This window comes from Streptomyces sp. NPDC051064 (genome assembly GCF_044455985.1).
Classification (GTDB): Bacteria; Actinomycetota; Actinomycetes; order Streptomycetales; family Streptomycetaceae; genus Streptomyces.
This window is the reverse complement of record NZ_JBITFK010000001.1, coordinates 1,096,746-1,121,318: the sequence shown is the minus strand read 5'-3', so window position 1 is coordinate 1,121,318 and position 24,573 is coordinate 1,096,746. Positions and strand designations below refer to the sequence as shown.

General features: G+C 71.8%; 14 protein-coding genes and 2 pseudogenes. 6 read left to right on the top strand and 10 right to left on the bottom strand.

The window, feature by feature from the left end:
- The first annotated feature begins 117 nt into the window (after positions 1-117).
- The gene (locus ACIBCU_RS05195; RefSeq protein WP_399229734.1) at positions 118-1,716 is read left to right on the top strand and encodes a von Willebrand factor type A domain-containing protein; all 1,599 of its coding nucleotides are present in this window, start codon (positions 118-120) and stop codon (positions 1,714-1,716) included.
- 22 nt (positions 1,717-1,738) lie between these two features.
- Positions 1,739-1,878: pseudogene (locus ACIBCU_RS05190) on the top strand (RNA-guided endonuclease TnpB family protein); the annotation flags it as partial.
- Between the two features lie 20 nt (positions 1,879-1,898).
- Here ACIBCU_RS05190 and ACIBCU_RS05185 read toward each other — a convergent pair.
- The 8 genes from ACIBCU_RS05185 to ACIBCU_RS05150 all read right to left on the bottom strand — a co-directional run bounded on the left by ACIBCU_RS05185 (position 1,899) and on the right by ACIBCU_RS05150 (position 16,847).
- Positions 1,899-2,213, bottom strand: a complete 315-nt coding sequence (locus ACIBCU_RS05185) for an L-rhamnose mutarotase (RefSeq protein ID WP_362926622.1) — start codon at positions 2,211-2,213, stop codon at positions 1,899-1,901.
- Positions 2,214-2,230: 17 nt separating this feature from the next.
- On the bottom strand, positions 2,231-3,316 hold the full coding sequence (gene rhaS / locus ACIBCU_RS05180) for a rhamnose ABC transporter substrate-binding protein (RefSeq protein WP_399229328.1): 1,086 nt from the start codon (positions 3,314-3,316) through the stop codon (positions 2,231-2,233).
- A 39-nt stretch (positions 3,317-3,355) separates the two neighbouring features.
- A complete protein-coding gene (locus tag ACIBCU_RS05175; protein WP_362926618.1) occupies positions 3,356-4,411 on the bottom strand; it encodes an ABC transporter permease in 1,056 nt (351 codons plus the stop codon).
- Positions 4,395-5,447, bottom strand: a complete 1,053-nt coding sequence (locus ACIBCU_RS05170) for an ABC transporter permease (RefSeq protein ID WP_399229325.1) — start codon at positions 5,445-5,447, stop codon at positions 4,395-4,397. Before ACIBCU_RS05170 ends, ACIBCU_RS05175 begins: the two co-directional genes overlap by 17 nt.
- Positions 5,444-6,967 (bottom strand): sugar ABC transporter ATP-binding protein, encoded by a 1,524-nt coding sequence (locus ACIBCU_RS05165; RefSeq protein WP_399229323.1) that lies wholly within the window; start codon positions 6,965-6,967, stop codon positions 5,444-5,446. Before ACIBCU_RS05165 ends, ACIBCU_RS05170 begins: the two co-directional genes overlap by 4 nt.
- Before the next feature lie 511 nt (positions 6,968-7,478).
- Positions 7,479-10,757, bottom strand: coding sequence for a family 78 glycoside hydrolase catalytic domain (locus tag ACIBCU_RS05160; RefSeq protein ID WP_399229321.1), 3,279 nt, complete (start codon positions 10,755-10,757; stop codon positions 7,479-7,481).
- Between the two features lie 32 nt (positions 10,758-10,789).
- A complete protein-coding gene (locus tag ACIBCU_RS05155) occupies positions 10,790-14,194 on the bottom strand; it encodes a glycosyl hydrolase (RefSeq protein ID WP_399229318.1) in 3,405 nt (1,134 codons plus the stop codon).
- A gap of 46 nt (positions 14,195-14,240) precedes the next feature.
- Positions 14,241-16,847 (bottom strand): beta-L-arabinofuranosidase domain-containing protein, encoded by a 2,607-nt coding sequence (locus ACIBCU_RS05150; RefSeq protein ID WP_399229316.1) that lies wholly within the window; start codon positions 16,845-16,847, stop codon positions 14,241-14,243.
- A gap of 379 nt (positions 16,848-17,226) precedes the next feature.
- On the opposite strand from ACIBCU_RS05150, the gene ACIBCU_RS05145 reads away from it, so the two are divergent.
- A complete protein-coding gene (locus ACIBCU_RS05145) occupies positions 17,227-20,301 on the top strand; it encodes a glycosyl hydrolase (RefSeq protein WP_399229314.1) in 3,075 nt (1,024 codons plus the stop codon).
- 18 nt (positions 20,302-20,319) lie between these two features.
- Here ACIBCU_RS05145 and ACIBCU_RS05140 read toward each other — a convergent pair whose 3' ends face one another.
- Positions 20,320-21,594, bottom strand: a complete 1,275-nt coding sequence (locus ACIBCU_RS05140; RefSeq protein ID WP_399229312.1) for a phosphoribosyltransferase family protein — start codon at positions 21,592-21,594, stop codon at positions 20,320-20,322.
- Positions 21,595-21,699: 105 nt separating this feature from the next.
- On the opposite strand from ACIBCU_RS05140, the gene ACIBCU_RS05135 reads away from it, so the two are divergent.
- Positions 21,700-22,500, top strand: a complete 801-nt coding sequence (locus tag ACIBCU_RS05135) for a TIGR01458 family HAD-type hydrolase (RefSeq protein WP_399229310.1) — start codon at positions 21,700-21,702, stop codon at positions 22,498-22,500.
- A gap of 12 nt (positions 22,501-22,512) precedes the next feature.
- Here ACIBCU_RS05135 and ACIBCU_RS05130 read toward each other — a convergent pair whose 3' ends face one another.
- On the bottom strand, positions 22,513-23,352 hold the full coding sequence (locus ACIBCU_RS05130; protein WP_399229308.1) for a helix-turn-helix domain-containing protein: 840 nt from the start codon (positions 23,350-23,352) through the stop codon (positions 22,513-22,515).
- Between the two features lie 112 nt (positions 23,353-23,464).
- Here ACIBCU_RS05130 and ACIBCU_RS05125 point away from each other — a divergent pair, with 112 nt between their 5' ends.
- Positions 23,465-24,061, top strand: a complete 597-nt coding sequence (locus ACIBCU_RS05125) for an NADPH-dependent FMN reductase (protein WP_399229306.1) — start codon at positions 23,465-23,467, stop codon at positions 24,059-24,061.
- Positions 24,062-24,350: 289 nt separating this feature from the next.
- Positions 24,351-24,573: pseudogene (locus ACIBCU_RS05120) on the top strand (hypothetical protein); the annotation flags it as partial.

Below are 24,573 nucleotides of genomic sequence, written 5' to 3'. Positions count from 1 at the left end.
TCCGCCACGTCGGCACCCGCCGTTGCGCCATCGAGACGGTTCCGCAACGCTTCTGACGACTCCGCCCGGCCGCCTCGCACGTCACATTGACGAATGTCTACGACGTGGGGGGTACGGATGGACCGCAGGGCAAGGACGTACACGGGAGCACTCGCACTGCTCCTGGCGGGCGGGATCCTGGTGACCGGCTGCGGCGGGCCGGGCACGGGCAACGACTCCGCCACCGCCGACCGCGGCCTCGCCGGCAGCGGCGGACCGGCCGGGGGCAAACAGCCCCCCGCCGCTCCGTCCGCCGTGCCGGGGCAGGATGAGGACGGGGCGGGTCGGGCGGAGGACGGTGCGGCACGAGAGAGCGTGGCGCCCGACTACCTGTCGACCTTCGCCCTCGACGTGGACACCGCCAGCTACGGATACGCGCGCCGCACCCTGGGCGACGGACAGCTCCCGGCGGCCGGCACGGTGCGCCCGGAGGAGTTCGTCAACAGCTTCCGCCAGGGGTACGAGAGGCCGGACGGAAACGGCTTCTCGGTGAACGTCGACGGTGCCAGGACCGACGCCGCCGACTGGTCGCTCGTACGGATCGGGCTGGCGACGAAGACCGCCCAGGACTCGGGCGAACGCCCGCCCGCCGCGCTGACCTTCGTCGTCGACATCTCCGGATCGATGTCCGAACCGGGCCGCCTCGACCTCGCGAAGACCTCACTGGGCATCCTCGCCGACGAACTGCGCGACGACGACTCCGTCTCCCTGGTCACCTTCAGCGACGAGGCCGAGACCAGGCTGCCGATGACCCGCCTCCAGGGCAACCGCACCAAGCTCCGCGACGCCATCGCCGCGATGGAACCAGCCGACTCCACGAACGTGGCGGCCGGCGTGCGGCGCGGCTACGAGGAAGCGGTCGAAGGCCACCGCAAGGGCGCCAACAACCGCGTCGTCCTGCTCTCCGACGCCCTCGCCAACACCGGTGAGACGGACGCCGACGCGATCCTGGAACGCATCGGGGACGCACGCAAGGAGTACGGCATCACCCTCTTCGGCGTCGGTGTCGGCAGCGACTACGGCGACGAGCTGATGGAACGCCTCACCAACAAGGGCGACGGCAACACCACCTACATCGCCGACGAGACGCAGGCCAGGAAGGTCTTCGTCGACCAGCTGCCCGCCCACGTCGAGCTCCGGGCCCGCGACGCCAAGGCCCAGGTGGCGTTCGACCGTAAGACGGTCAAGCAGTTCGAGCTCATCGGCTACGAGAACCGTAAGGTCGCCGACGAGGACTTCCGGGACGACAGCGTCGACGGCGGCGAGGTGGGCCCCGGCCACACGGTGACCGCGCTCTACGCCGTGCGGCTCCGTGAGGGCGCCTCCGGCCATGTGGCGACGGCGACGGTGCGCTGGCTGGACCCGAAGACACGCGAGGCGCACGAGGAGACCGGGTCGGTCGGGACCGGCGCGATCGACGGAAGGCTCTGGGACGACGCCGGCGCCCGGCTCCAGGTGACCGCGGTGGCCGCCTACTTCGCGGACACCCTGCGCGGCGGTGACCTCCAGGGGGCGCCCACGCTCGGCGAACTCGCCGGCCGTGCGCGGAAGCTGGCGTCCTCCACCGAGGACAGCTCGGTGGAGAAGCTCGCGACGGCGATCGAGCAGGCCGACCGGATCAGGAACAGCGGCGGTGACGAGCCGCCGGGCGACGAGGGCGAAGGCGAACTCGGCTGACACGGCCGCCAGGGCCCGGCGCTGGGAGGGCCGCACCGACGCACCGAACCGAACCTCGGCACGGTGATGTCCGTGGACATCCCGCAGGGCCGCGACCTGAACATCACCCGCGTGCACCGCCGGTGGGGCCAGGTCCACGTACGTCCGCCCCGGCTGTCACGGACAGCCGGGGCGGACGCCGGTCAGGCGAGGTGGAACACCTCGGTCAGCGGGACCATGGCCTCGTCGGCGGCCTCCGACTGTTCGAAGAACTTGCCCATCTCCCGCTGCCACCGGGCGTTGACCTCCGTCGCGGCCATCGCTTCCCGGGCCGCGTCGAAGTCCTCCGTCTCCAGATAGCCGACCAGCAGGCCGTCCTCGCGCAGGAAGAGCGAGTAGTTGTGCCAGCCCGCCTCCGACAGCGCGGCGAGCATGTCCGGCCACACCGCGGCATGGCGCTCGCGGTACTCGTCCTTGCGGTCCTCACGGACCTTCAGCAGAAAGCAGACGCGCTGCATGGAGTCGGCCCCTCCGGTCAGAAGTCGAACGTGTCGATGTTCTTGGAGTCGAACACGGTCGGCTCGCCGAGAATGACTTCGCCGTCCTTGCCGACGGTGTACTCGCCGAGCTTGCCCGCCTTGAACTTCTCGCCCTCCGCACCGGTGATCTGGCCCGACGCGAGCGCCGCGGCCGCGTACGAGCCGAGGTAGCCGAGCTCCTCCGGGTTCCAGAGCGAGAACTGCTCGACGGTGCCGTCCTTGACGTACTTGCGCATCTGGTTCGGCGTGCCGAGCCCGTTGAGCACGACCTTGCCCTTGTACGAGGAGTCGCTCAGGTAGCGCGCCGCGGCGGCGATGCCGACCGTCGTGGGGGAGATGATTCCCTTGAGGTCCGGGTAGGCCTGCATGAGGCCCTGCGTCTGCTGGAAGGACTTCTGGTCCGCGTCGTCGCCGTACGCGACCTTGACCAGCTCCATGCCCTTGTACTTCGGGAGCTTCAGCTCCTCCTTCATGAACTCGATCCAGGTGTTCTGGTTCGTCGCGTTCTGGGTCGCCGACAGGATCGCGACCTTGCCCTTGTAGCCGATCTGCTCGCCGAGGTGCTGGACCAGGCTGCGGCCGATCTCCTCCGAGCTGGCCTGGTTGATGAAGAGCTGGCGGCAGTCCTTCGCCGTGTCCGAGTCGTAGGCGACGACCTTGATGTCCTTCTTCATGGCCTGCTTGAGCGGGCCGCAGACCGCGTTCGGGTCGTTCGCCGCGATGAGGATCGCGTCCTGGCGCTGCTGGATCAGGGTGTTGATGTAGGAGACCTGCGAGGAGGCGTTCGCGTCGGACGGGCCGACCTCCTTGCCCGTGCCGCCGTACTCCTTCGCCGCCGCGATACCCGCCTCGTCGACGATCTTCTCGTACGGGTTGTTGATCTGCTTGGGCAGGAAGCCGAGCTTCAGGCCCTTCTTCAGCGGCGCGTCCGGGTCGGCCTTCGCGGAGCTGCCCGCCTTCGCGCTCCCGCTCTCCTTGCTGTCCTTCGTGGTGCCGGAACAGGCGGTGAGGGCGAGGGCCAGGGAGACGGCGGTGGCTGCGGTCGCGACGGCGCGGCGCCCAGCGGCATTGCGGAGCATCATGGCGGCGTGTGCCTTTCGGAGAGGTACGGGGGAGGGGCGTTAGGACGACTGGGGTGCGGGGGCGTTCGCGGCCCGCCTGTGCCGGCGTTCGACGACCGTCGCGATGATCCGTGGGGTCAGCACGGACGCCACGAGCAGCAGCCCGGTCACGATGACCTGCACCTCGTTGGCGATGTCGTTGAGCGTGAGCAGGTTCTTCAGCAGGCCGATCAGCAGGACACCGGCGACCGCGCCGAAGAGTGTGCCCTTTCCGCCGTCGAAGTCGATTCCGCCGAGCAGGACGGACGCGATGACGAGCATCTCGAAGCCGAGTCCGTTGTCCGCGCGGGCACTTCCGTAGCGGAGGGTGAAGACGACACCCGCGAAGGCCGAGAACAGCCCGGTCACCACGAAGAGCAGCAGCTTGATCCGCTTGACCCGGATGCCGGCGAAGTACGCGGCCTCCTCCTGGGCGCCGATCGCGAAGAGCGAGCGGCCGAACCCGGTGGCGTGCAGTACCACCGCGGTGACCGCGGCCAGGACGACGAAGAGCAGCACCGGATAGGTGAGGAAGGTGCCGGGGACGGTCGTGGTGTCGACCGCCCAGTCCGCGTAGACCTGCGGGAAGTCCGTCACCGCGTCGCTGCCGAGCGCCACCGAGGCCAGACCCCGGTAGAGCGCCAGGGTGCCGATGGTGACGGCCAGGGAGGGCAGACCCACCTTGGTGACCAGCCAGCCGTTGAGGAGGCCTCCGGCGACGCCGACCAGCAGCACCACCGGCACGATCATCTCGAAGGCCCAGCCCGCTTCCCACAGCGCGCCGGTCAGCGCGCTGCCCAGGCCCAGCATGGAGGCCACCGACAGGTCGACCTGCCCGGCGACGACCAGGAGGGTCATCGGCAGCGCGATGATGGCGACTTCGGCGATGTCGTTGAAGGCGAACGCGAGGTTCTCGCTCGAACCGAAGCCCTCCGTGGACCCGAGCCCGACGACGAGGACGGCGACCAGCAGGACACCGACCGCGGTGTCCCAGCGCAGCGCCAGGGCGCGCAGGGGAGAGGGTTTCGTCGCGGCCCGCGGCGTGGGGGCCGGCTTGGTGTCAGGCGCCGTGGTCATGGCGGGCGTTCCTCTTCCTCAGGGCGGCGGTCATCCGCAGGTTCACGATCCGGTCGACGCTGATGGCCAGCAGGAGGAGCGCACCGGTGATGGCGCCCTGCCAGAAGGAGTCCACCTTCAGCACGACCAGGACGCTGCCGATGGTGGTGAGCAGCAGGGCGCCGAGGGCGGCGCCCCAGACGGTGCCGGTGCCGCCGGTGATGGCGACACCGCCGACGACGACGGCGCTGACGACGGTCAGCTCCCAGCCGTGCGCGTTGTCCGCGACGACGGTGCCGAAACGGGCCAGCCACAGGGCGCCCGCGAAGCCGGCGACGGCCCCGGAGAAGGCGTACGCGGCGAGCACCCGGCGGCGGATCGGGATCCCGGCGAGCCGGGCGGCCTCGGGGCTCGACCCGATCGCGTACAGCTCCCGTCCGGAGCGGTAGCCGCGCAGGAAGTACGCCGTCGCCGCGAGCAGCACGACCGCGATCAGCGGCAGGTACGGGATGCCCAGCACGCTGCCGCTGCCGAGGCCCAGGATCGCCTCCGGCACGTCGGACGCGCTGATCTGCTCGCCCTGCGCCCACCAGTAGTCGATGCCCTGGATGATGTAGAGCATCCCCAGGGTCACGACGAGCGCCGGTACCTTGCCGAAGCTGACGAGGGTGCCGGAGACCAGGCCGCAGACCACACCGATGGCGATGCCGAGCAGCATCACGGTCAGCACGCCGTGGTCGCTGCCCGCGACGAACTTGCCGCAGGCGAAGGCGGACAGGCCGACGACGGAACCGACGGAAAGGTCGATGTTGCGGGTGATCACGACGGCGGACTGGCCGACCGCGAGCAGCACCAGGATCGACGCGTTGAGCAGCAGGTCCTTGATGCCCTGGTCGGACAGGAAGCGTGGGTTGGCCAGGTAGGTGCCGAGGACCAGCAGGACCAGCGCCCCGGCGATGGAGATCTCCCGCGCCCGGAAGACCGCGTCCACGAGCGAGGAGGCACTCCGCTCCGGCGCCTTCGCGGTGTCCGGGGGGCTCTCGATGGTGGTGGTCATGCCGCTGCCCTCTCGTTGCGTCCGGTGGCCGCGGCCATGACCGACTCCTCGGTGGCGCTCTCGCGCGGGATCTCGGCGACGAGCCGGCCCTCGTGCATCACGAGCACCCGGTCCGCCATGCCGATGACCTCGGGAAGGTCGGAGGAGACCATCAGTACGGCGAGGCCGTCGGCAGCGAGCGCGGAGAGCAGCCGGTGGACCTCCGCCTTGGTGCCGACGTCGATCCCGCGGGTCGGCTCGTCGACGATCAGCACGGCGGGACCGGTCGCCAGCCACTTGGCCAGCACGACCTTCTGCTGGTTGCCGCCGGAGAGCACGCCCACGGTGTCGGCCAGCCGGTTGTACTTGAGCTGGAGACGCACCGCCCAGTCGGCGGCCCGGTCGTGCTCCAGGGCCCGGCTGACGAGCCCGCGCTTGCGGACCTCGCCCAGGCCGGTGAGGCCGATGTTCCGCTCGATCGACATATCCATGACCAGTCCGCGCTGGCGCCGGTCCTCGGGTACGAGAGCGAGCCCGGCGTCCATGGCGGCGGTCGGGGAACCGGGGCGCAGCACCGTGCCGGCCACCTTCACCTCGCCCGCGTCGGCGCGGTCGACACCGAAGACGGCCTGGGCGACCTCCGTGCGCCCGGCGCCGACGAGGCCGGCCAGCGCGACGATCTCGCCGCGGCGTACGTCGAAGGACACATCGCGGAAGACGCCCTCGCGGGTCAGCCGGTGCACCGACAGGGCGACTTCGCCGACCTCGGCGTCCTGCTTGGGGTAGAGGTCGTCGAGGTCACGGCCGACCATCCTGCGCACCAGGTCGTCCTCGGTGAGCCCTTCCAGCGGCTCGGAGGAGATCCACCGGCCGTCGCGCAGGGTCGTGACGCGCTGGCACAGTTCGAAGATCTCTTCCAGGCGATGCGAGATGAACAGCACCGCCGCGCCCTCGGAGCGCAGCGTACGGACGACGGAGAAGAGCCTGGCGGTCTCGCTCCCGGTCAGGGCGGCCGTCGGTTCGTCCATGATCAGGACGCGGGCGTCGAAGGAGAGCGCCTTGGCGATCTCGACGATCTGCTGGTCGGCGATCGACAGTCCGCGCGCCGGCCGGTCCGGTGCCAGGTCGACCCCGAGCCTCCGCATCAGCCCGGCGGTCGTCTCGTGCACGGCCCTTCGGTCGATCCGGCCCAAGGAGCGCCGGGGCTGACGGCCCATGAAGATGTTCTCGGCGATGGACAGATCGGGGAAGAGCGTCGGCTCCTGGTAGATGACGGCGATGCCGGCGTCACGGGCGTCCGCCGGGCCGTGGAAGACGACGGGCTCGCCGTCGAGGAGCACCTCGCCGCTGTCCGGGCGGTGCACCCCGGCGAGGGCCTTGATCAGCGTCGACTTGCCGGCGCCGTTCTCACCCGCGAGTGCGTGGGCCTCGCCGGGGAACAACTGCAGGGACACGCCCTGCAAGGCCCGTACGGCACCGAAGGACTTGCTCACGCCCTTCAGGGCCAGGACCGGGGCCGGGTCCGGGGCGGACTGGTTCATGGGAGCTCCTCAGCGGAGGGACTGTGCCGCTCCACCGCCGTGAAAGGTTTCAATGAGGTTGCTCGGAAGCTAAACGGGGATTGCGGGCGCCGTCAATGGGTTGATGGCGGGAAGTTCCAGGAAGAGGGGCGATGTGCGACCTGAATGGGGGGAATGGGTGGGCGCCCTTGACAGTGTTCGGGGCGGGCCACTATCTTCCGGGGCCTTGAATCGATTCACGTAACGGTCGTGCATCGCTCCACTTACAAGTGCGGTGCCGCGCGCTTGTGGGGCGACGGCCAGCTCGTCGACCTCCAGGGCCCCGCCCCGTCGGTGGCTCCACGGCGGCGCCGAGAAGACCTCGGCGTACAACCGCCGGATCCCGTCGGCGTACGCGGGAAGGCTTCCGCCCTCGATCAGCCGGACCCGCATGACCGCACCCCCGCCCCTGGACCGCTCCGGAAAGGAAAAGGATAGGACGCCCCCCGGTGTTCCGGAGGGCGTCCCCGCGCGGAGGGGGTGCGGTGACCGGTCAGGACCCGGTGGCCGCGCCCGTGTACGCCGTCGTGAACGTCCAGTCGCCCGAGCCCACTTCGTACACCGCCTCGCCGTTCCCCGTGCGCAGCAGCCGTGCTCCGGCCGTGGCGCGGGGGCGTCCGGAGCTGACCGGGACATGGACCTCGGCCGTCGAACCCGCCGGCACGGTCACCCGCAGCCGGTAGCGCTCGCCGTCCCGCTGCCAGGACGTCGCCGCCCTGCCGTACGGCGTCGTGTAGGACCCCGACGCGGAGGTGAGATCGCCCACGACCGCCGGATCCACCAGCAGCCTGCGGTAGCCCACCGAGCCCTCGGCCTGCTGGATGCCCGCCACCCGGCCGGTGAACCAGGAGTCGACGGCGCCCAGCATGAAGTGGTTCTGCGACTGCCCGGGGCCGCCGTCCCAGCTCTCGCCGAGCGTGGTGTTGCCCGCCCGTACCTGGTAGCCGTAGCTCGGACTCGTCGTCTGCGTGGCGATCCGGTGCACCACGTCGTCACGGCCCGACTCCGACAGCACCCGGAAGACGGCCGGGAGCGAGATCTCACCCAGCAGCAGGTGGTCGCCCGCCGCCTCGATGCTGCCCACCAGGTGTCCCAGCAGCCGCTCCCGCTCGCCCGCCGGGTAGGCCCGCATGTCCAGGGCCAGCGCCTCGGCGCCCTGCCCGCCGCCGCCGAGCGTGCCGGACGCCGGGTCGTAGTACGCGTCGGAGACCGCCTTCGCGCTCGCGTCCGCCTTCACCCGGTACCGCGCCGCCGCCTCCTCGTCGCCCAGGACGCCGGAGATCCGGCTGAGCGCGTCGACGACCCGCCAGTAGCCGTACGTCCCGGCCACCGCGCGCGGAAACGTGCGGTCAGGGGTGAACCAGTCGCCCAGGCCGTAGTCGAGGATGCCGTCCTTCACCTGCCCCTCCAGGAACGCGGCGTAGGCCTTCATCTGCGGGTAGTACGCGGACAGCGTGTCCTTGTCGCCGTACGTCGTGTACATCTGCCACGGGACGAGAACCACCGCGCCGCCCCAGTTGGAGTCGTTGCGGTAACTGCCGGGCAGGTTCGTGTACTCCGGGACCGTGCTCGGGACCAGGCCGTCCTCGGTCTGCGCGTCGCTCATGTCGCGCATGATCTTGCGCAGGTAGGCCTGCATGTCGTAGTTGCCGGCCAGGGCCGGGAAGACGAGCTGGTTCTGCTCCAGCCAGCCGAGCTTCTCCCGGCTGGGGCAGTCGGTGAGGACGCTCATCATGTTGCCCTCGATCGACCGCCGGATGATCGAGTGGATGCCGTTGATCAGCTCGTCGGAGCTGGTGAAGTCCCCGGCCGAGGCGTTGTCCGCACGGAGGACCTTCCCCCGCACCGAGACGGTGGCGCCCTCGGGCAGGCCTCGCAACTCCAGGTAGCGGAAGCCGTGGTAGCTGAAGGACGGGTGCCAGGTCTCCGACGTGGCACCGCCCGTCGTGTAGCTGTCCCACAGGGGGCCGCCCACATTGCTGATCGACTGGAAGGCACGGCCGTCCTTCAGCGACTCCGAGGGGTAGATGCGCACCGCGGTGCCCTTCGGCGCCCGCACCGTGATCTCGGGCCAGCCCGCGATGTTCCGGCCCAGGTCGAAGACCCGGCTCCCCGCCGCGCCCTCGACCTCCTGGCCCTCCAGGGTCTCGACGACCCGGACCGGCTCGGTCTCCCGCGCGCTGAGGACGGCGGGCCGCTCCGGGGTACCGGGGGCCGCCACTTCCTCGGCGCGCTCCCAGCCCACGCGTGACCCGCGCGGCTCGTCCCGGTGCGGGATCTCGCGGCGCGCGTCGTAGTCCTCGCCGCCGTACCAGTTGGACGACGTCGTCGCGCCGAGCGCGGTGCGCCAGTCGTCGCCGCTGCGGACCGTGCGCACCGAACCGTCGGCCAGGGTGATCTCCAGCCGGGCGATCAGCTTCGGGTCGCTGATGTTGCCGTACAGCTTGCGGTAGCGGTCGGCGGTGGAGACCACGTTCGCCATGCCGTTCCCGAGGGCCACCGCGAGCGTGTTGGCCCCCTTGCCGAGCTGCTTCGTCACGTCGTACGTGGCGTACTGCACCCGGTCCCGGTAGTCGGTGTTCGCCGGTTCGAGCACCGCGTCACCGACCGGTTCGCCGTTGAGCGTCGTCTCGTGGACGCCGAGGCCGGACACGTACAGCCTGGCGCTGCGCACCTTCTGCTCCAGCGCGAAGTCCTTCGCGAACACGGGCAGTCCGGCCGGCAGGTAGGGCTTCGGCGGGCGCTGCCCGGTGACCCCGGCGATCCGGGTGAAGCCCGAGTCCGGGGCGTCCGACGCGGAGACGGTGTAGTCGACCGGGAAGTTCGGCACCTCGCCGTCCTCGGTCAGCACGTCGGCGCGCGGATACAGGGCCACCTCGTCGAACGTCTTCGCGGACTTCATGTCCAGGGTGAGCACGACGGGCTGCCCGGAGACATCGGGACCGGTGTGCGCGGCGCTCGCGTACCCGGCGGCCGTCTGCAGGGCGCTGTTGGGCAGCCCGTCCACGGCCAGGGCCGGTTCCCAGGTCTTGCGGAGTGTGTTCGTCTCGGAGGCGGTGACCGCCGAGCCCTTCGCCAGCCCGGAGGTGCCCGTCGTCGAGTCCCGTACGTCGATCTCACCGAGCTGTACGCGCCACGTACGCTCCGGGAAGGCGTCGGCGAGCGGCAGACCGAGCTTCGTCACGTCCAGCCGGACGTAACGCGCGGTCGTGCGCTCCACCTTGACGACCACCGGGGCGACGGTGCGCCCGCTCAGCGCCCAGTCCTGGTGGGTGATCCAGTCGGCGCCGTCCCAGTCCCGCGGCTGCGTCAGGCCCGTCTCGAAGACGGCCGCCTCGCTCCAGCCCGAGTCCCGCCCGGAACCGCCGGACCAGAGCATCACCCGCCAGTGGACACGGGTACGGGACCCGAGCTTCTCACCGGCGTACGTCGCCTCCGGCACGGCGGACTCCACCTTGCCGGAGTCCCACAGGTCCGCCCGCCCCCGCCGCAGCTTGTCCAGGGACGTGGCCGCCTGGATCCGGTAGGCGGACTGGACGGTCGACCGGGCGCGGGCGGTGGTGCGCCAGCTCAGCGACGGCGTCGTGTCGTCGATCCCGAGCGCCTGGGAGAGGTGCTGGGTGCGCAGCCCCGTCGCCGAGAGGGCGGCCGGGGCGACCGCGTCGGCGGTGACGGCCGTCGGCAGGACGGTCACCAGGGCGCTGAGCCCACTGGCGGCGAGCAGCGCCGGGCGGCGCCGGGCGCGGGAGGTGAGAGGTCTGGATCTGGGCACGCGGGTGCTCCTTGTACGTTGGGAGGGGCGGATCAGACGCGGGGGAGCGCGGCCGTCGCGCGGCGGTAGGGGCGGAGGGCGACAGGGCCGAGGAGCCCCGACGGGATGGGCTTGTTCCGCTCGTTGGACAGGGTGTTGGAGACCTTCACGGAGAGCGTGTTGCGGCCCGGCCGCAGCAGCCCCGTGACGTCCGCGGTGTAGGGGCTCCACAGCAGCGGCGGCAGTTCGGTGCCGTTGAGCGTGACCGCGGCGACCTCCCGTACGACACCGAGGGCGAGCCGGAACCCCCGGTCCCGCAGCGCCGCCCGGTCCAGGGTGAACGCGGTGGAGTACGTGCCGCTGCCGGAGAACAGCGGTTCCAGATCCGTCCAGCTGCCGAGCGGCCGGGTCACCGGTTCGGCGCCCTCGCGGGCGAGCAGCAGCGTCCAGTCGCCGTCCAGCGGGACCGGGGTGAGCGGATCGGTGACCACGACGGTGCCGCGGTAGTTGTGCGATCCGTCGGTGCCCGCCACGGCGTACCGGCCGGGTGCGTCGGCGACCGCGGTGACCCGCAGCTCACGGCCGTGCCGGGTGACGGCCTCGACGGGGAGCGCGGCGTCGGTGAGGTGAGGCCCGGACCGTGCCCCGTGGCGCAGCACGACGGCCTGGGTCTCGTACGGCGCGAGGCGGAGGGGCACCCGTACACCCGTCCCGCCCTGGCCCCGCCGCTCCGTGCGGTACACGGGCGCCGGGCGGGCGGTCCCTGTGGCCGGGTCCCACAGCTCCGGCACCCCGTCGGCAGGCAGCGCGGCCACGGTCTCGACCGTCTCACCGCTCTCGTTGTTGACGAGGAAGGCGGTGTCCTCGCCGCGCACGGTGCGCAGGACCCGCAGAGCGGGCGCCGCCGGTTCCAGGACGGCCGCGGCCACCCCGGCGGCGTGCGCCACGTCCCGCAGCCCGCCGGTGTCCGCCACGCGTACGGCCTCGCCCTTCCCGGAGCGGCGGCGGCTCGGCACGCCGTCGCCGAACAGCCCGCCGAACGCCCGTTGCAGGGCCCGGTCCTGGCCGTCCGCGTCCTCCACGGGCAGCTCGCCCACGGCGACGACGGTCCCGCCGGCGCGGACGAACTCCGCCAGCTTCCGCACGCTCGCCGCGGTGAGGGCCGGGGTCACGGGAAGGACGGCCAGGTCGTAGCGGGCCGCGCCGACCACCAGCCGGCCGTCGTGCACCGAGCCGTGCGCCAGCAGCCCGCGGTCGCCGGAGAGCGCCCCCTCGTGCACCAGGTCGAAGTCCACCTGGGCCTGCTCCAGCGCCTCGGCGGCGCCGTTGAACGCGCCGTCGACCTCACCCTGCCGTGCGGTCCCCGTGAACTGCTCCGCCGCCCGCTGCGGCTGCACGAGTGCCGTACGGACCGCCGAGGTCCCCCGGGCGAGCTCCATCACCCGCCCGATCCAGTCGGAGATCGGCTCCATCGCCCACCACCACGGTGAACGCGGCCCGAAGGGCGGCGGGAAGAACACGCGGGTCTCGTCCGTCCACAGGGCGTGCAGCACGGTGAGGTTGACGCCTCGCGTGGCGTGCGCACCCAGAAGGGCGCGTACGAAGTCCGGGGCGACGGCCCAGCCCATGTTGCCGAAGGCCTCCATCAGCACCCTCTCGCGCCCCATCTGATGGCCGGAGGAAGCCGGGTTGCGCGGCGTCATCGTCGAACCGCCCGCCTCGTACTCGGCGGTGATGACGTCCCCGCCGGGGACCTGCGCCCACTGGTTGACCTTGTGCAGGTCGCCGGTCGACCAGATGCGCTTGGAGGGCGAGGTCTCGTCGTACAGCGGATTGGTGATCAGGACGGTCTTCCGCTTCTCGTACCAGCGCGCCTGCTTCTCGAACGCCGCGGCGAAGCGGTCGGAGACCGCCTGCCAGAAGCGGCCGCGCTCGATCCTGCCGCTGCGGCCCAGGTCGTCGAAGGCGCAGGCGTAAGCGATTCCCGGCTCGGTACCCACGGCGCGCAGCGCGTCCTCCAGGGCGGGCGACCACGGGAGCCGCCTGAAGTGGGCCTCGGCGGAGGCGAAGAACGGCTCGTCGTCCCAGAAGCCGGGGACGACCGTGCCGAAGTACCGGCCGAAACGGCGGTGGTACTCACCCGGCACGATGTCCAGCAGCAGCTCGACCGGCTCGTCGGCGAGCAGATCGACATAGCTGCGGCTGTAACCCTGGCTGTCGTCGATGAGCGGGGACCCGCCGAACAGGTCGATCTGCCAGCGGCCCGCAGGGACCTGCCAGCCGTCGCCCGCACGGAGCTCGGCCGTCAGATCCGTCAGCGAGCCGGTGCCGGTGGCGCCGAGCGGACGGGCGGCCGCTGCGACGGGCTCACCCGCGACGCCCGCCTTCGCCGGGAAGTCGCCCGGCGAGGACGGGTCGGTGAAGTCCTGCTCGTAGAGGAGAGCGCCCGACGCATCGGTGACGGTGAGGCTGTCCCACAGTGAGCGCTGAGCACCGGTGGCACGGACCCCGGCGCTGCCCGTGCCGTACACGGTGTCGGTGACGGTTCCCTTGTCCTTGCCGTCGAGGGTGACGGAGAGGGCGGGCCCGGACACCTTCACCACGAGGGTGTGGAACTTCGTGCTGTTGAAACCGTCGGTGCGGGTGGTCCTGGCGAGTTCGGTGGCCTCGCCGCCCGTCAGCCGGGACACGGTGACCACACCGGTCCGGTCGAATTCGACGACGTATCCGTCCGAGCCGTCCGCGTTCGCCCGCACGACGAGGGCGGCGGAGGAGGAATGATCGCCCTGGGCGCTCGCGGTGACCGTGACATCGGTCCATCCGGCGCCGGCCCGCAGCACGGCGGAACCCCCGAGGACCGCCGCGTCGGCCACCAGGCGCCTGTTGTCCGTGCCGACACCGGTCGTGCTGACGAGGTCCGTGCGGACGGGTCCCTCGACGACGGTGGTGGAGCGCCACAGTGCCTTGAGCCGCAGGTCGGGGCGGGGCTCGTAGGTGCGTGAGCCGACCGTGCCGCCCTTCACGATGTACTCGCCGGCGCGGCCGCTGGGGAAGTGGTCGTCGTTGAAGATCCAGACCCGCATGCCGGTGCGTTCCGCGACCCGCAGGACGTGCTCGATGATGTCGAACCAGCCCTCGGTGAAGAACTCGGGCTGCATCTCGGCGTTGTCGAAGGGGAAGACGATCACCTCGAACATCCCCTTGGCGCGGAGATCGGCGAGCTGGGTGTCGACCAGTTCCGGGGTGACCCTGCCGTTCCAGTACCAGTAGACGGCGGGGCGGCTGTCGCGCGGCGGGTCGGTGAAGCGCGCGGGGGAGTAGCCGGAGGCGGCCGGGGCCGACGTGGGGGACTGCCCGGGTGCGGCGGAGGCGATGCCGGGCGAGCCGACGGCGAAGGCGGTGCCTGCCGCCCCGGCAGCGGCCACGAACGTGCGTCTGGACAGGGGGGATGCGGGCATGCGGGTACTCCGTGTTCCGTGTAGGGGGGTGCGGGAGGCGGGGAGCTCAGAGCGCGGCGACCTGGGCCGCGGTGAGGGCCCGGTTGTGCAGCCGGAAGTCCGCGACCGCGCCGTGCAGGGCGGGGTGCGTGGAGTTCTGTGAACGGCCCAGGTAGTTGCGGGTGGAGGCGCCGAGGAGCAGCGGGCTCTGGGTCATCGCCGGGTTGCGGCCCGCCTCGGCCCCGTCGACGTACAGCACCGCGGTGCCCGCGCCGATGGTCAGCGCGACGTGGATCCAGCGGCCGGTGGGCAGCGGGCCGGCCGCGTCGACGACGTCCTCGCCCTGCATGCCGGAGATCTTCAGCGCGGCGCGTGCCTTCCCGGCGCCGGTGCGCGGGGTGAGGAAGAGGTAGGTGCCCTTGTGGTACCCGAGATCGAAGACCCGGGCCGAGTCGGCGAGGCTGTCCAGACGGACGCGCACGCTCACGGTGAGTGCGTCGAGCCCCGAGGGCACGGACGGGGGCAGGACGACGTGGCCGCCGGTACCGTCCAGGGCGACGGCGCTGCGGCCGTCCGGTCCCTGATCCGTCCAGGTGGCACCGGCCGCGAGCCGCGCGGGAGGGAAGGAACCGGTGCGGTCGGCGGACGAGGCGCCCACGCCCTCGTCCAGGGAGTGACGGACGACCTCGCGCGGGCGGGACGGGCCGGGCGCGACGGCCCAGTACACCGAGTAGTTCTGGTGATGGACGCGGTGGAAGGGCAGCAGCCGTATCCGCTGTCCGTCGGCGAGCGCGGTGAACTCCCCGGCCCCGCCGGACCGCCCGGTGGCCGGACGCAGCGAGCCGGGCCGGACGAGGGGGATGGTCGCGACCGCGGTGTCACCGTGGGCGCCGGCCAGCACATGCGGCCCGTAGGAAACCGACTGGACCTGCGGGTTGTCCGGTGCGGGACGCCAGACGGGCTCGCGGGGCAGGTGGAGCTCCACCGTGTCGCCGCGCTTCCAGGTGCGGCGGACCGTGAAATAGGTGCCCGGCTCGGCCGGATCCCCGCCCACCACGTGCCCGTTGACCCGTACGGAGGCCGCCTTGCCGTGCCCGTCGGCCAGCCAGCCCGGTATCCGCAGCCGCAGCGCGAATCTGCCGCCGCCCTCGGTGACCGTGAGCCGGTTGAGGTCACCGGCCGGGTCGGGCGTGGTCAGACGCAGTGACACGCCCTGCTCGCGCCAGCGCACCTCGGAGGGGATGTAGAGGTTGACGTACAGCGACGGGCCTGGCGCGCTGCCGTCCGCCGACCGGAAGTAGACGGAGTCGGCGAACTTCGTGTGGGTCTCCAGGCCCGTGCCGTGGTCGCAGGAGAAGTTGTCGTAGTCGCTGCTGTAACTGCCCGGTGCGGAACCGAGCCCGCCCTTGGGCTGCCTGCGCGACCCCGCCCACAGGCCCGTGTAGTACGTGACGAAGCCGTGCGCGGAGTCCGGGTCCTGCTCGGCCAGGAGCTGGTTGACCAGGGCCCGCTCGTAGTGGTCCATGTAGGCGGCCGTGTCCGGGTCGTGCAGGAACAGCTGCCGCCCGAGCTTGAGCATGTTGTAGCTGTTGCAGTTCTCGCAGGTGTCCTCCGACAGTCTGCTGACGATCTCGCCCGGCGGCCCGAAGAGCTCCTGGTTGGAGTTGCCGCCGATGGCGTACGAGTGGTCGGCGACGACGGTCTTCCAGAAGTAGGTGGCGATGTCGCGGTAGCGGCGCTCTCCCGTCGCCTCGTAACTCCGGGCCGCGCCGACGATCTTGGCGATCTCGGTGTTGGCGTGCCGGCCCGCCAGCTCGTCCCGGCCGGCGGCCAGCGGCCCGTACAGCTCCTCGTGGTCGAAGCGCCGGGCCGTCACCAGGTGGGCCGGGTCGCCGGTCGCCAGGAAGAGATTGGTCAGCACCTCGTTCATGCCGCCGAACTCGACCTTCAGGAGCGCCTGCATCCGGTCGTACGCGAGGGCCGCGGTCCGGCCGTCGACCCAGGCGGCCATGGCGCGCACCACGTCCAGGGCCTGGGAGTCGCCGCAGAGGAGATGCTGGTCGAGCAGCCCCGCCATCACCTTGTGCAGCGTGTAGTACGGGGCCCACGGCTTCCCGCCCGCTTCGAGCTGGTCGAAGACCTCCTCGGGGAAGGCGGAGAGATAGCCCGGCCGGAATCCGGCGGCGGGCGCCGCCGCCTGGCACTCGGCGAGCGCGGCCACGATGCGGCGGCCCTTGGCGGCGTACGCCTCCTCGCCGGTATGGGCGTGGGCCTGTGCCAGGGCGGACAGCAGATGGCCGGTGGTGTGCCCGCGCAGCTGGACGTCCGGGGCCTCCCAGCCTCCGCAGGGCTCGGCTTCCGAGGCGATCCCCACGTTGAGGCGGAACGTGTGCAGCAGCCGGTCCGGATCGACGAAGAGCAGATAGGCGCAGGTCCGTCGCATGTTCTCCCGGAACGGGCTGTCGAGCAGACGGACGTCACCCAGGGGCAGAGAGGCGAGCGCCGGAGGGGCGACGGCCGCTTCGGAGGTGTCCGCGGGGGGCGCCCCGGACGCGGCTCTCACGGCGCCGCCGGACAGCGCCACGACCGCCGTGGTCGCCGCTGTCGCGGTCAGCACCCGGCGGCGGGAGGGGGTCGGCGGGCGGCACGGCTGCGGGGGAGGCGAGGCAGTCAAGGACCGGGCTCCTTCCGGCGGGGAGCGGCCGTCGGAAGCCGAGGGCCGGTCGGCTGCGAACGCGGTCTCCCCAGAGGTGAGTTGAATCGTTTTACGACATCCGGTGGCAAGCTAGGTGCTGCTGCGGTGAGCGTCAAGACCTCACACCGGAAGCGGGTGACTGGGCGTCAAGTATTGATTCATCCCTTTAGTCGCGCGCCGTTGGCCGGTCGAGTGCCTGCGTCGGGGCGTCAGCAGGGGACGGGATCGCGCACGCCTCTTGTGGTCGGAGGTAGTGGTCACATATGTTCCAGCCTGAGATATTGAATCGTTTAAATCGTTAGGCATTCCTGCACCGCTGACATGCGTGCAGGACGGGGCGAATCACCAGGGTGGCGAGATGCGGAACAGACCGGGGCACGGCGAAACGGTCGCGAGCGAGGCTGCGACGGACGGCGGGACGGGCTCGCGGACCAGCCTCCGCCGACGGGCCGTCCTCAGGATGGCCGCGGCGGCGGGCGCGCTCGCCGCGCTCCCCCTTTCCGAAGGCGCGGCGGTGGCCGCGCCCGCGTCACCGGCCGCCGGCCCGGCCGCCAAGGGCGCCTTCGCCCGCCGCTTCGCCGATCCCGCCCCCGCCGTGCGCCCCAAGTTCCGCTGGTGGTGGCCGGACGCCCTCGTCGACGCCGACGAGATCGAGCGCGAGATCGACCAGATCGCGGCCGCCGGATTCGGCGGGGTCGAGATCGCCGCCGTCACCCACAGCCTCTCCGAACCGATCGACCCGGTGCGGCACGGCTGGGGCACCCGTGCCTGGACCGACGCCGTCGAGACCGCTCTGGAGCGGGCCCGTAAGCGTGACATCGTCGTCGACCTCACCCTGGGCCCCGCCTGGCCCGCCGCCGTCCCGGGCATCACGCCCGACAGCCCCGGCGCCGTGAAGGAGCTCGCCCACGGCGTCACGGTCCTTCCCGCGGGCGCCGCGTTCCCCGGCCCGCTGCCCGAGCCCGTCACCGCACCGGGCTCCGGCGTCACCGCCCGCGCGCTCCATCGCGTCCTGGCCGCCCGGGTCACCGCCGGCACCTCGCCCACCGCCGCCCCCGTGAAGCTCGACCTCGACACCGTCACCGACCTCACCGCGCGTGTGCCGGCGGCCGGGACCCTGGAGTGGACGGCCCCCGACGACGGCACCTGGCTCGTCATCGCCTGCTGGGAGCGCGGCTCCGGCCAGCGACCCGAGGGCCCCGCGCACACCTCCCCGCTCAGCTACGTCGTGGACCACTTCAGCGCGGCCGGCACCCGCGCGGTCATCGACTACTGGGAGGAGCACATCCTCACCTCCCGCATGCGCGCGCTGCTGCGGGAGAACGGGGGAGCGCTCTTCGAGGACTCCATCGAGATGGAGACCCATGCCACGCTCTGGACCCCCGGCATCGCGGCCGAGTTCGAACGCCGCATGGGCTACGCCCTCACCCCGTACCTCCCCGCACTCCTCCAGACGAAGGAGAAGTACGTCTTCGCCTTCGGCGCCGTCACCGACAAGGCGGTCCGGCGGGACTTCATGGAGGTCGTCACCGAGCTGTACGTGGAGAACCATCTGCGGCCGGTGCAGAAGTGGGCCCACGGCCTCGGACTGCAGCTTCGCATCCAGCCGTACGGCCTCCAGACCGACGCCATGTACAAAGCGGCCCTTCTCGACATCTCCGAGGGCGAGTCGCTCGGCTTCAAGAACCTCGACGACTTCCGCACCCTGGCCGGTGGCCGGGACATGGGCGGCAAGCTCATCCTCTCCAACGAGGCCGGCGGCACCGCGGGCGGTGCCTACGCCACCACCTGGGACGCCACGCTCAAGAAGCTCGTCACCCAGTACGCCGCCGGCGTCAACCAGGCCGTCTTCCACGGCTTCGCGTACGCCTCCGCACCCGGTGCCGCCTGGCCCGGCTTCGCCGCCTTCTCCCCGTACAACGGTGGTACGGGCTACGGCGAGGCCTGGGGGCCGCGGCAGCCCACCTGGGGCCACTTCCCCGACATCGCGGGCTACTTGAGCCGCACCCAGCAGGTACTCCAGACCGGGGTCAACAAGGTCGACGTCGGCGTCCTGTGGCAGAAGGGCTATGCCGGCTCGGGGCTCGGGGCGTCCTGGTTCACTGCCGACGGAGTCCCCGTGGGCTGGACCCACCTCTTCCTCAGCCCACGCCTCCTGAGCCTTCCCGGCGCCGTGGTGAAGAACGGCAGGCTCGCCCCCGAAGGGCCCGCTTACAAGGCGCTGCTCGTCGACGGCGACGTCATGATCGGCCGTGAGCACACCCTCCAGACCGACGTGGCGGAGAAGCTGCTCGGCTACGCCCGCAAGGGCCTGCCGATCATCGTCATCGGCGACTGGAGCGACGGTCACGTGCCGGGCATGCCCCGCACCGGCGACAACGACCGGCTCCTCACCCTGATCCGGAAGCTGCTCGCCCAGCCGACGGTCAGCAACGTCCCCGACCGCCCCGACGTCCCGCAGGGCATCGCCGCGCTCGGACTCACCCGCGACGTCGAGTACGCCGAGTCCTCGATGCTGCTCCACAACCACCGGGCCGACAGCGACGCCGACTACTACTTCTTCGCCAACGACGCCGTCAGCAAGAAGAATTCGACCGGCACCCGCATCAGCCACGACGTCACCCTCACCACCCGCCACCGCGACGTCGTCCCCTACCGCCTCGACGCGTGGACCGGCACGATCGAGCCGCTCGCGGCGTACACGCGCCTCCCCGACGGGCGACTGCGGCTGCGCGTCACCCTCGAACCCGGCGCCACCACGATCATCGCGACCGCCCGCCCGGGCCGTTGGGCCACCGGCCCGGCACCGCAGTGGTACGCCACCGCGTCCGACGCGGCCGAGGTGCGCCGCGCCGGAAACGACAGGGTCGAGATCCGGGACACCCGCCCGGGGACCTACGCGACGACGCTCGGCGACGGCCGCACGCTCCGGGCACGCATCGACGACGTACCCGAGCCGGTCCCGCTGACCCGCTGGACGCTGACGGCCGAGGACTGGACGCCGGGTGCCACCTCCTCCACCACCGGAAGGACCCGCCGAACGGTCGAGATCGACGGCCTCCTGCCCTGGTCGGAGATCCCGGAGCTCGCCGACTCCTCCGGCATCGGCCGCTACCGCGCCACCGTCCGCCTCGGCGGGCCCTGGACCGGCGGCCACGGAGCGACGCTGGAGCTGGGCGAGGTCTTCGACACCTACCGGGTCACGGTCAACGGGCGCCATCTGCCGCCCGCCGACCAGGTGACCACCACCGTCGACGTAGGCCCGTATCTGCGCAGCGGCACCAACACGATCGAGGTGGAGGTCGCCACGACCCTCCTCAACCGGCTGCGGGTGTCGAACGCACCCGTCTTCGGAGTGGCGCAGCGGCAGAAGTACGGCCTGGTGGGGCCGGTGCGGCTGGTTCCGTACGGGAAGGCGGTGGTCCGTCCCTGAAACAGGGCCGGCGGGGCATCAGCCGGCCGGCCGGACCAGGTGCGTGGTGAACCAGTCCTCGGCCAGCTCCGCGACCCGGTCCAGGGCTCCCGGCTCCTCGAACAGGTGCGTGGCACCCGGGACGATCTCCAGCCGGTTCTCGCAGTGCAGCGCCGCCTGCGCCTGCCGGTTGAGGTCGATCACCGTGGTGTCGGCGCCGCCCACCACCAGCAGGGTGGGCGCCCGTACCGCGGACAGATCCGCTCCGGCCAGATCGGGGCGCCCGCCGCGGGAGACCACGGCGCCGACGCCCGAGTCCGCCGCCGCGGCGGCCCGCAGTGCCGCGGCCGCGCCCGTACTGGCCCCGAAGGAGCCGACCGGGAGGGGCACACGGCGGCGGAGCCAGCTGGTGGTGTCCGCCAGCCGCCCGGCCAGCAGGCCGATGTCGAAGACGTTGGCGCGGTAGACCTCCTCCCCGGGCGTGAGCAGGTCGAAGAGCAGGGTGCCCAGGCCGGCGCGGTTCAGCGCCGTGGCCACAGCGCGGTTGCGCGGGCTGTGGCGGCTGCTGCCCGAGCCGTGGGCGAACACCACGACCGCCCCCGCGTCCCCGGGGAGCACGAGGTCCCCGGAGAGCGGGACCCCGCCCGCGTCCACCTCGACCTCCTCGGCCGTGGCGGCACTCCCGGAAGCCCGTGCCAGCAGGGAGACGACCTCCTCGTCCGAGGTCTGGGAGAAGTCCCGGTACCACTCACCCACGGCGGAGAAGAGGTGCGGTGTGGAGAGGCAGACGACCTCGTCCACGTCCTCGCGCAGCCTGTCGGCGACATCCGGTGACGCGACCGGCACGGCCAGTACGACATGGGCGGCACCCTGTGCCCGCACCACCTGGCAGGCCGCCCGCGCGGTCGCTCCGGTGGCGACCCCGTCGTCCACCACGACCACCGCGCGCCCCTTCAGAGGCAGGCGCGGCCGGCCCTCGCGGTACGTCCGAGCCCGGCGCACGAGCTCCGCCTCCTCGGTGCGCTCGACGGAGTCGAGGTCCTTCTCCCGGACCCCGGCATGGCGGACGATCTCGTCGCTGATGACCCGCACCCCGCCCTCGCCGATCGCGCCGAACCCCAGCTCCGGGTGGTAGGGCACCCCGAGTTTGCGGACCACGATCACATCGAGCGGAGCGCCGAGGGCCTGCGCCACCTCGTACGCCACCGGGACGCCGCCGCGCGGCAGCCCCAGGACGACGGGATCGCGGCGTTCCAGGTGCCGCAGCGCCACGGCGAGCCGCCGCCCGGCGTCCGTGCGGTCGGTGAACAGCACGGTGGTTCACCTCCAAGCGAGGGAAGAGCGGAACACACACGCGCACCCCCACCTTCGAAGCAACCGCATTTGCGCCGGTCGGGCAAGTCGGGGAGGGTCGGGTACATGGAGTTGATCGGCGCGGTCCTGATCGACATCGACGGCGTACTCACGGTGTCCTGGGAGCCGCTGCCCGGTGCGGTGGAGGCCATGGAACGGCTCCGCGCCGCGGACATCCCCCTGGCGCTGGTCACCAACACCACGTCGCGGACGCGCGCCCGGATCGCCGAACGGCTCGCGGATTCCGGCTTCCCTGTCGGCCCCGGCGACATCCTCACCGCGCCCGCCGTCACCGCCGCCCATCTCCGCGAGCACCATCCCGGAGCCCGCTGCCTGCTGATCAACACCGGTGACGTACGGGACGACCTGTCCGGGGTGACCCTCGTCGAGGAGGAGGACACCGAGGGGGCCGTGCCCGATGTCGTCGTCCTCGGCGGGGCGGGCGGCGCCTTCACGTACGCGGCGCTCAACCGCGCCTTCCGCCTCGTCCAGCAGGGCGCGGCACTCGTCGCCATGCACCGCAACCTGTACTGGCGCACCGCCGACGGGCTCGACCTCGACACCGGGGCGTTCCTCACCGGCCTGGAGCGCGCCGCGCGTACCGAGGCCGTCATCACCGGCAAGCCGTCCGGCGCCTTCTTCGCCGCCGCACTGGCCCACCTCGGCACCGGCCCGGAGGGGACGCTGATGGTGGGCGACGACATCGAGACGGACGTGCTGGCCGCCCAGCGCCACGGCATCACCGGGGCGCTGGTCAGGACGGGCAAGTACCGGCCGGAGACCCATGAGGCCGCCGACGGGACCCCGGACCACGTGGTGGACTCGTTCGCGGACGTGCCGGCGCTGCTGGAGCGGCTGGGGCGCTGACCCGGCGAGGCGCTACGAGACGGCGCGGAGCCGGCCGTGCGGCGGCAGGCCGCGGAGCCGGGCGACCGCCTGGGCCGTTCTCTCGTCCGCGGGGAGGAAGACGACCAGTTGCTGGGCGTCCGAGGAGAGGTCGAGCGTCTCGCGGAGCAGCCGGAGTTCGTCCCCGGACGGGTGGTTGAGGCGCAGGACCCCACGCCGCGGAACCACATGGCCGTTCAGGCGGCCCGTGAAGTCAGGGCCGGCGACGGGGGCCAGTTCCGCGGTGAACCACTCGGTGTTCTCGATGGACGGGGCGAGCCACAGGTCGAAGGCCTGCTCGTCGGCGACGTCGTCCCAGTCGGCGAAGAACCTCCGGGCACGGGGGTCGGTGAAGAGGTAGCGGGTGAGGTTCGGGGCGTCGCCGTCGAGCAGCCCGGTCCCGCTCGTCACCGCCTCGTACGCGCTGGTGCGGGCCAGGACGTCGCCCAGCCGGTTGGTCACCACGGCGATGCCCGGTTCGATGAGGCGGAGCGTCTCCAGGACCGGTGGACGGACCTCGCGGGGCGCCGGTGAGGGCTGGGTGTGGGCGGTGCACTCGCCGCCGGTGATCTTCGCGAGGTAACGCAGATGACCGCGCTCCGCGGTGTCGAGACTGAGCGCGTCGGCGACCGCGTTCACCACCGCGACCGAGGGGTTGCGGTCTCGGCCCTGCTCCAGACGCGTCAGGTACTCCACGCTGATGCCGGCCCGCCCCGCGAGATCCGAGCGCCGCAGCCCCGGTGCCCTGCGGCGCCCGTGGTCCGGCAGCCCCAGCGACTGCGGCTGGATGCTGTCACGCTTGGCCCGGATGAAATCTCCCAACGGCGTCCCCATGCTCCGAGCATAGGGCGGTGCGCACGGACGGCGGAGGGCTCAGGGTGGCCCTGCGGGGGCCAGCCTGAGCACGGTCTGGTTGCGGCCGCCGGGCGGCCGGATCGTGGTGGGCATGGACAACGACACGTACAGACTGGTGATCCTCGTCGGAAGCGTCCGCGAAGGACGGTTCGGACCGGTCGTGGCCTCCTGGGTCGCCGAACAGGCGGGAAGCCACGGCGCGTTCGATGTGAAGATCGTCGATCTGGCCGATATCGACATTCCGTTGGAGCTGCCGGCGGCCTCACCGAAGTACGCCGGGGAGGATTACCCCCGTCCGGCCGGGATGGCGGCACTCACGTCCGCCCTGGAGGGCGCTGACGCGTTCGTCGTGGTCTCGCCGGAGTACAACCACAGCTATCCGGCGTCGTTGAAGGCGGCGATCGACTGGCACTTCACCCAGTGGGCGGCCAAGCCCGTCGCCTTCGTCAGTTACGGCGGGGCCGCAGGTGGCCGGCACGCGGTGCTGCACCTGGAGAACGTGCTGACAGAACTGCACGCCGTGACGATCCGGGACGGTCTCGCCTTCCCGAACTACTACACGGCGTGGGAGGACGGCCGCCCCCTCGACCCCGGCGCCCCGGGGTACGCCAAGACCCTGCTGGAGCAGCTGGCCTGGTGGGCGGGTGCCCTCCGGACGGCGCGGGAGGCGAACCCCTACCCCGCGTGACGGCGGAAACCCGGTGACAGCCGGACAGCGCCGGGCCCTCCCCTTCACCACCGGGGGACGGTCCGGCGCTCACGCGTTCGCCGCGCCGCCCCGCAGGCGACACGCCCGATGCGGACTTCACGACGCGACCACTGTCATGTCACGAACGTGTCCTGAAGACGATCAAGAAGCAACTCGGGCAACCGCACCGGCCGTCTGGGAAGACAGAAAGCCAGACGGGCGAACAGTCGCCCAGCCCACTCGCCCGCTCCCCACGAGCGACACCCCCATGCAGAGGACAGAGACCAGCATGCGCACTCGGAAGATCTCGGTACTGACCATGACCGCAGTGGCCCTCGGCCTGGCGCTGACGGCATGCAACAACGACGGTGGCGGCAACGCGTCCTCTTCCGCGAGCAGCTCATCGGTGACGGCCACGAGCACCTCGCAGTCCGACACGGTGGAGGGCAAGTCGTCCGGCACGCCCGCCGAGTCCGGCACGAAGTGCACGGACCAGGTCGATTACGCGGGTG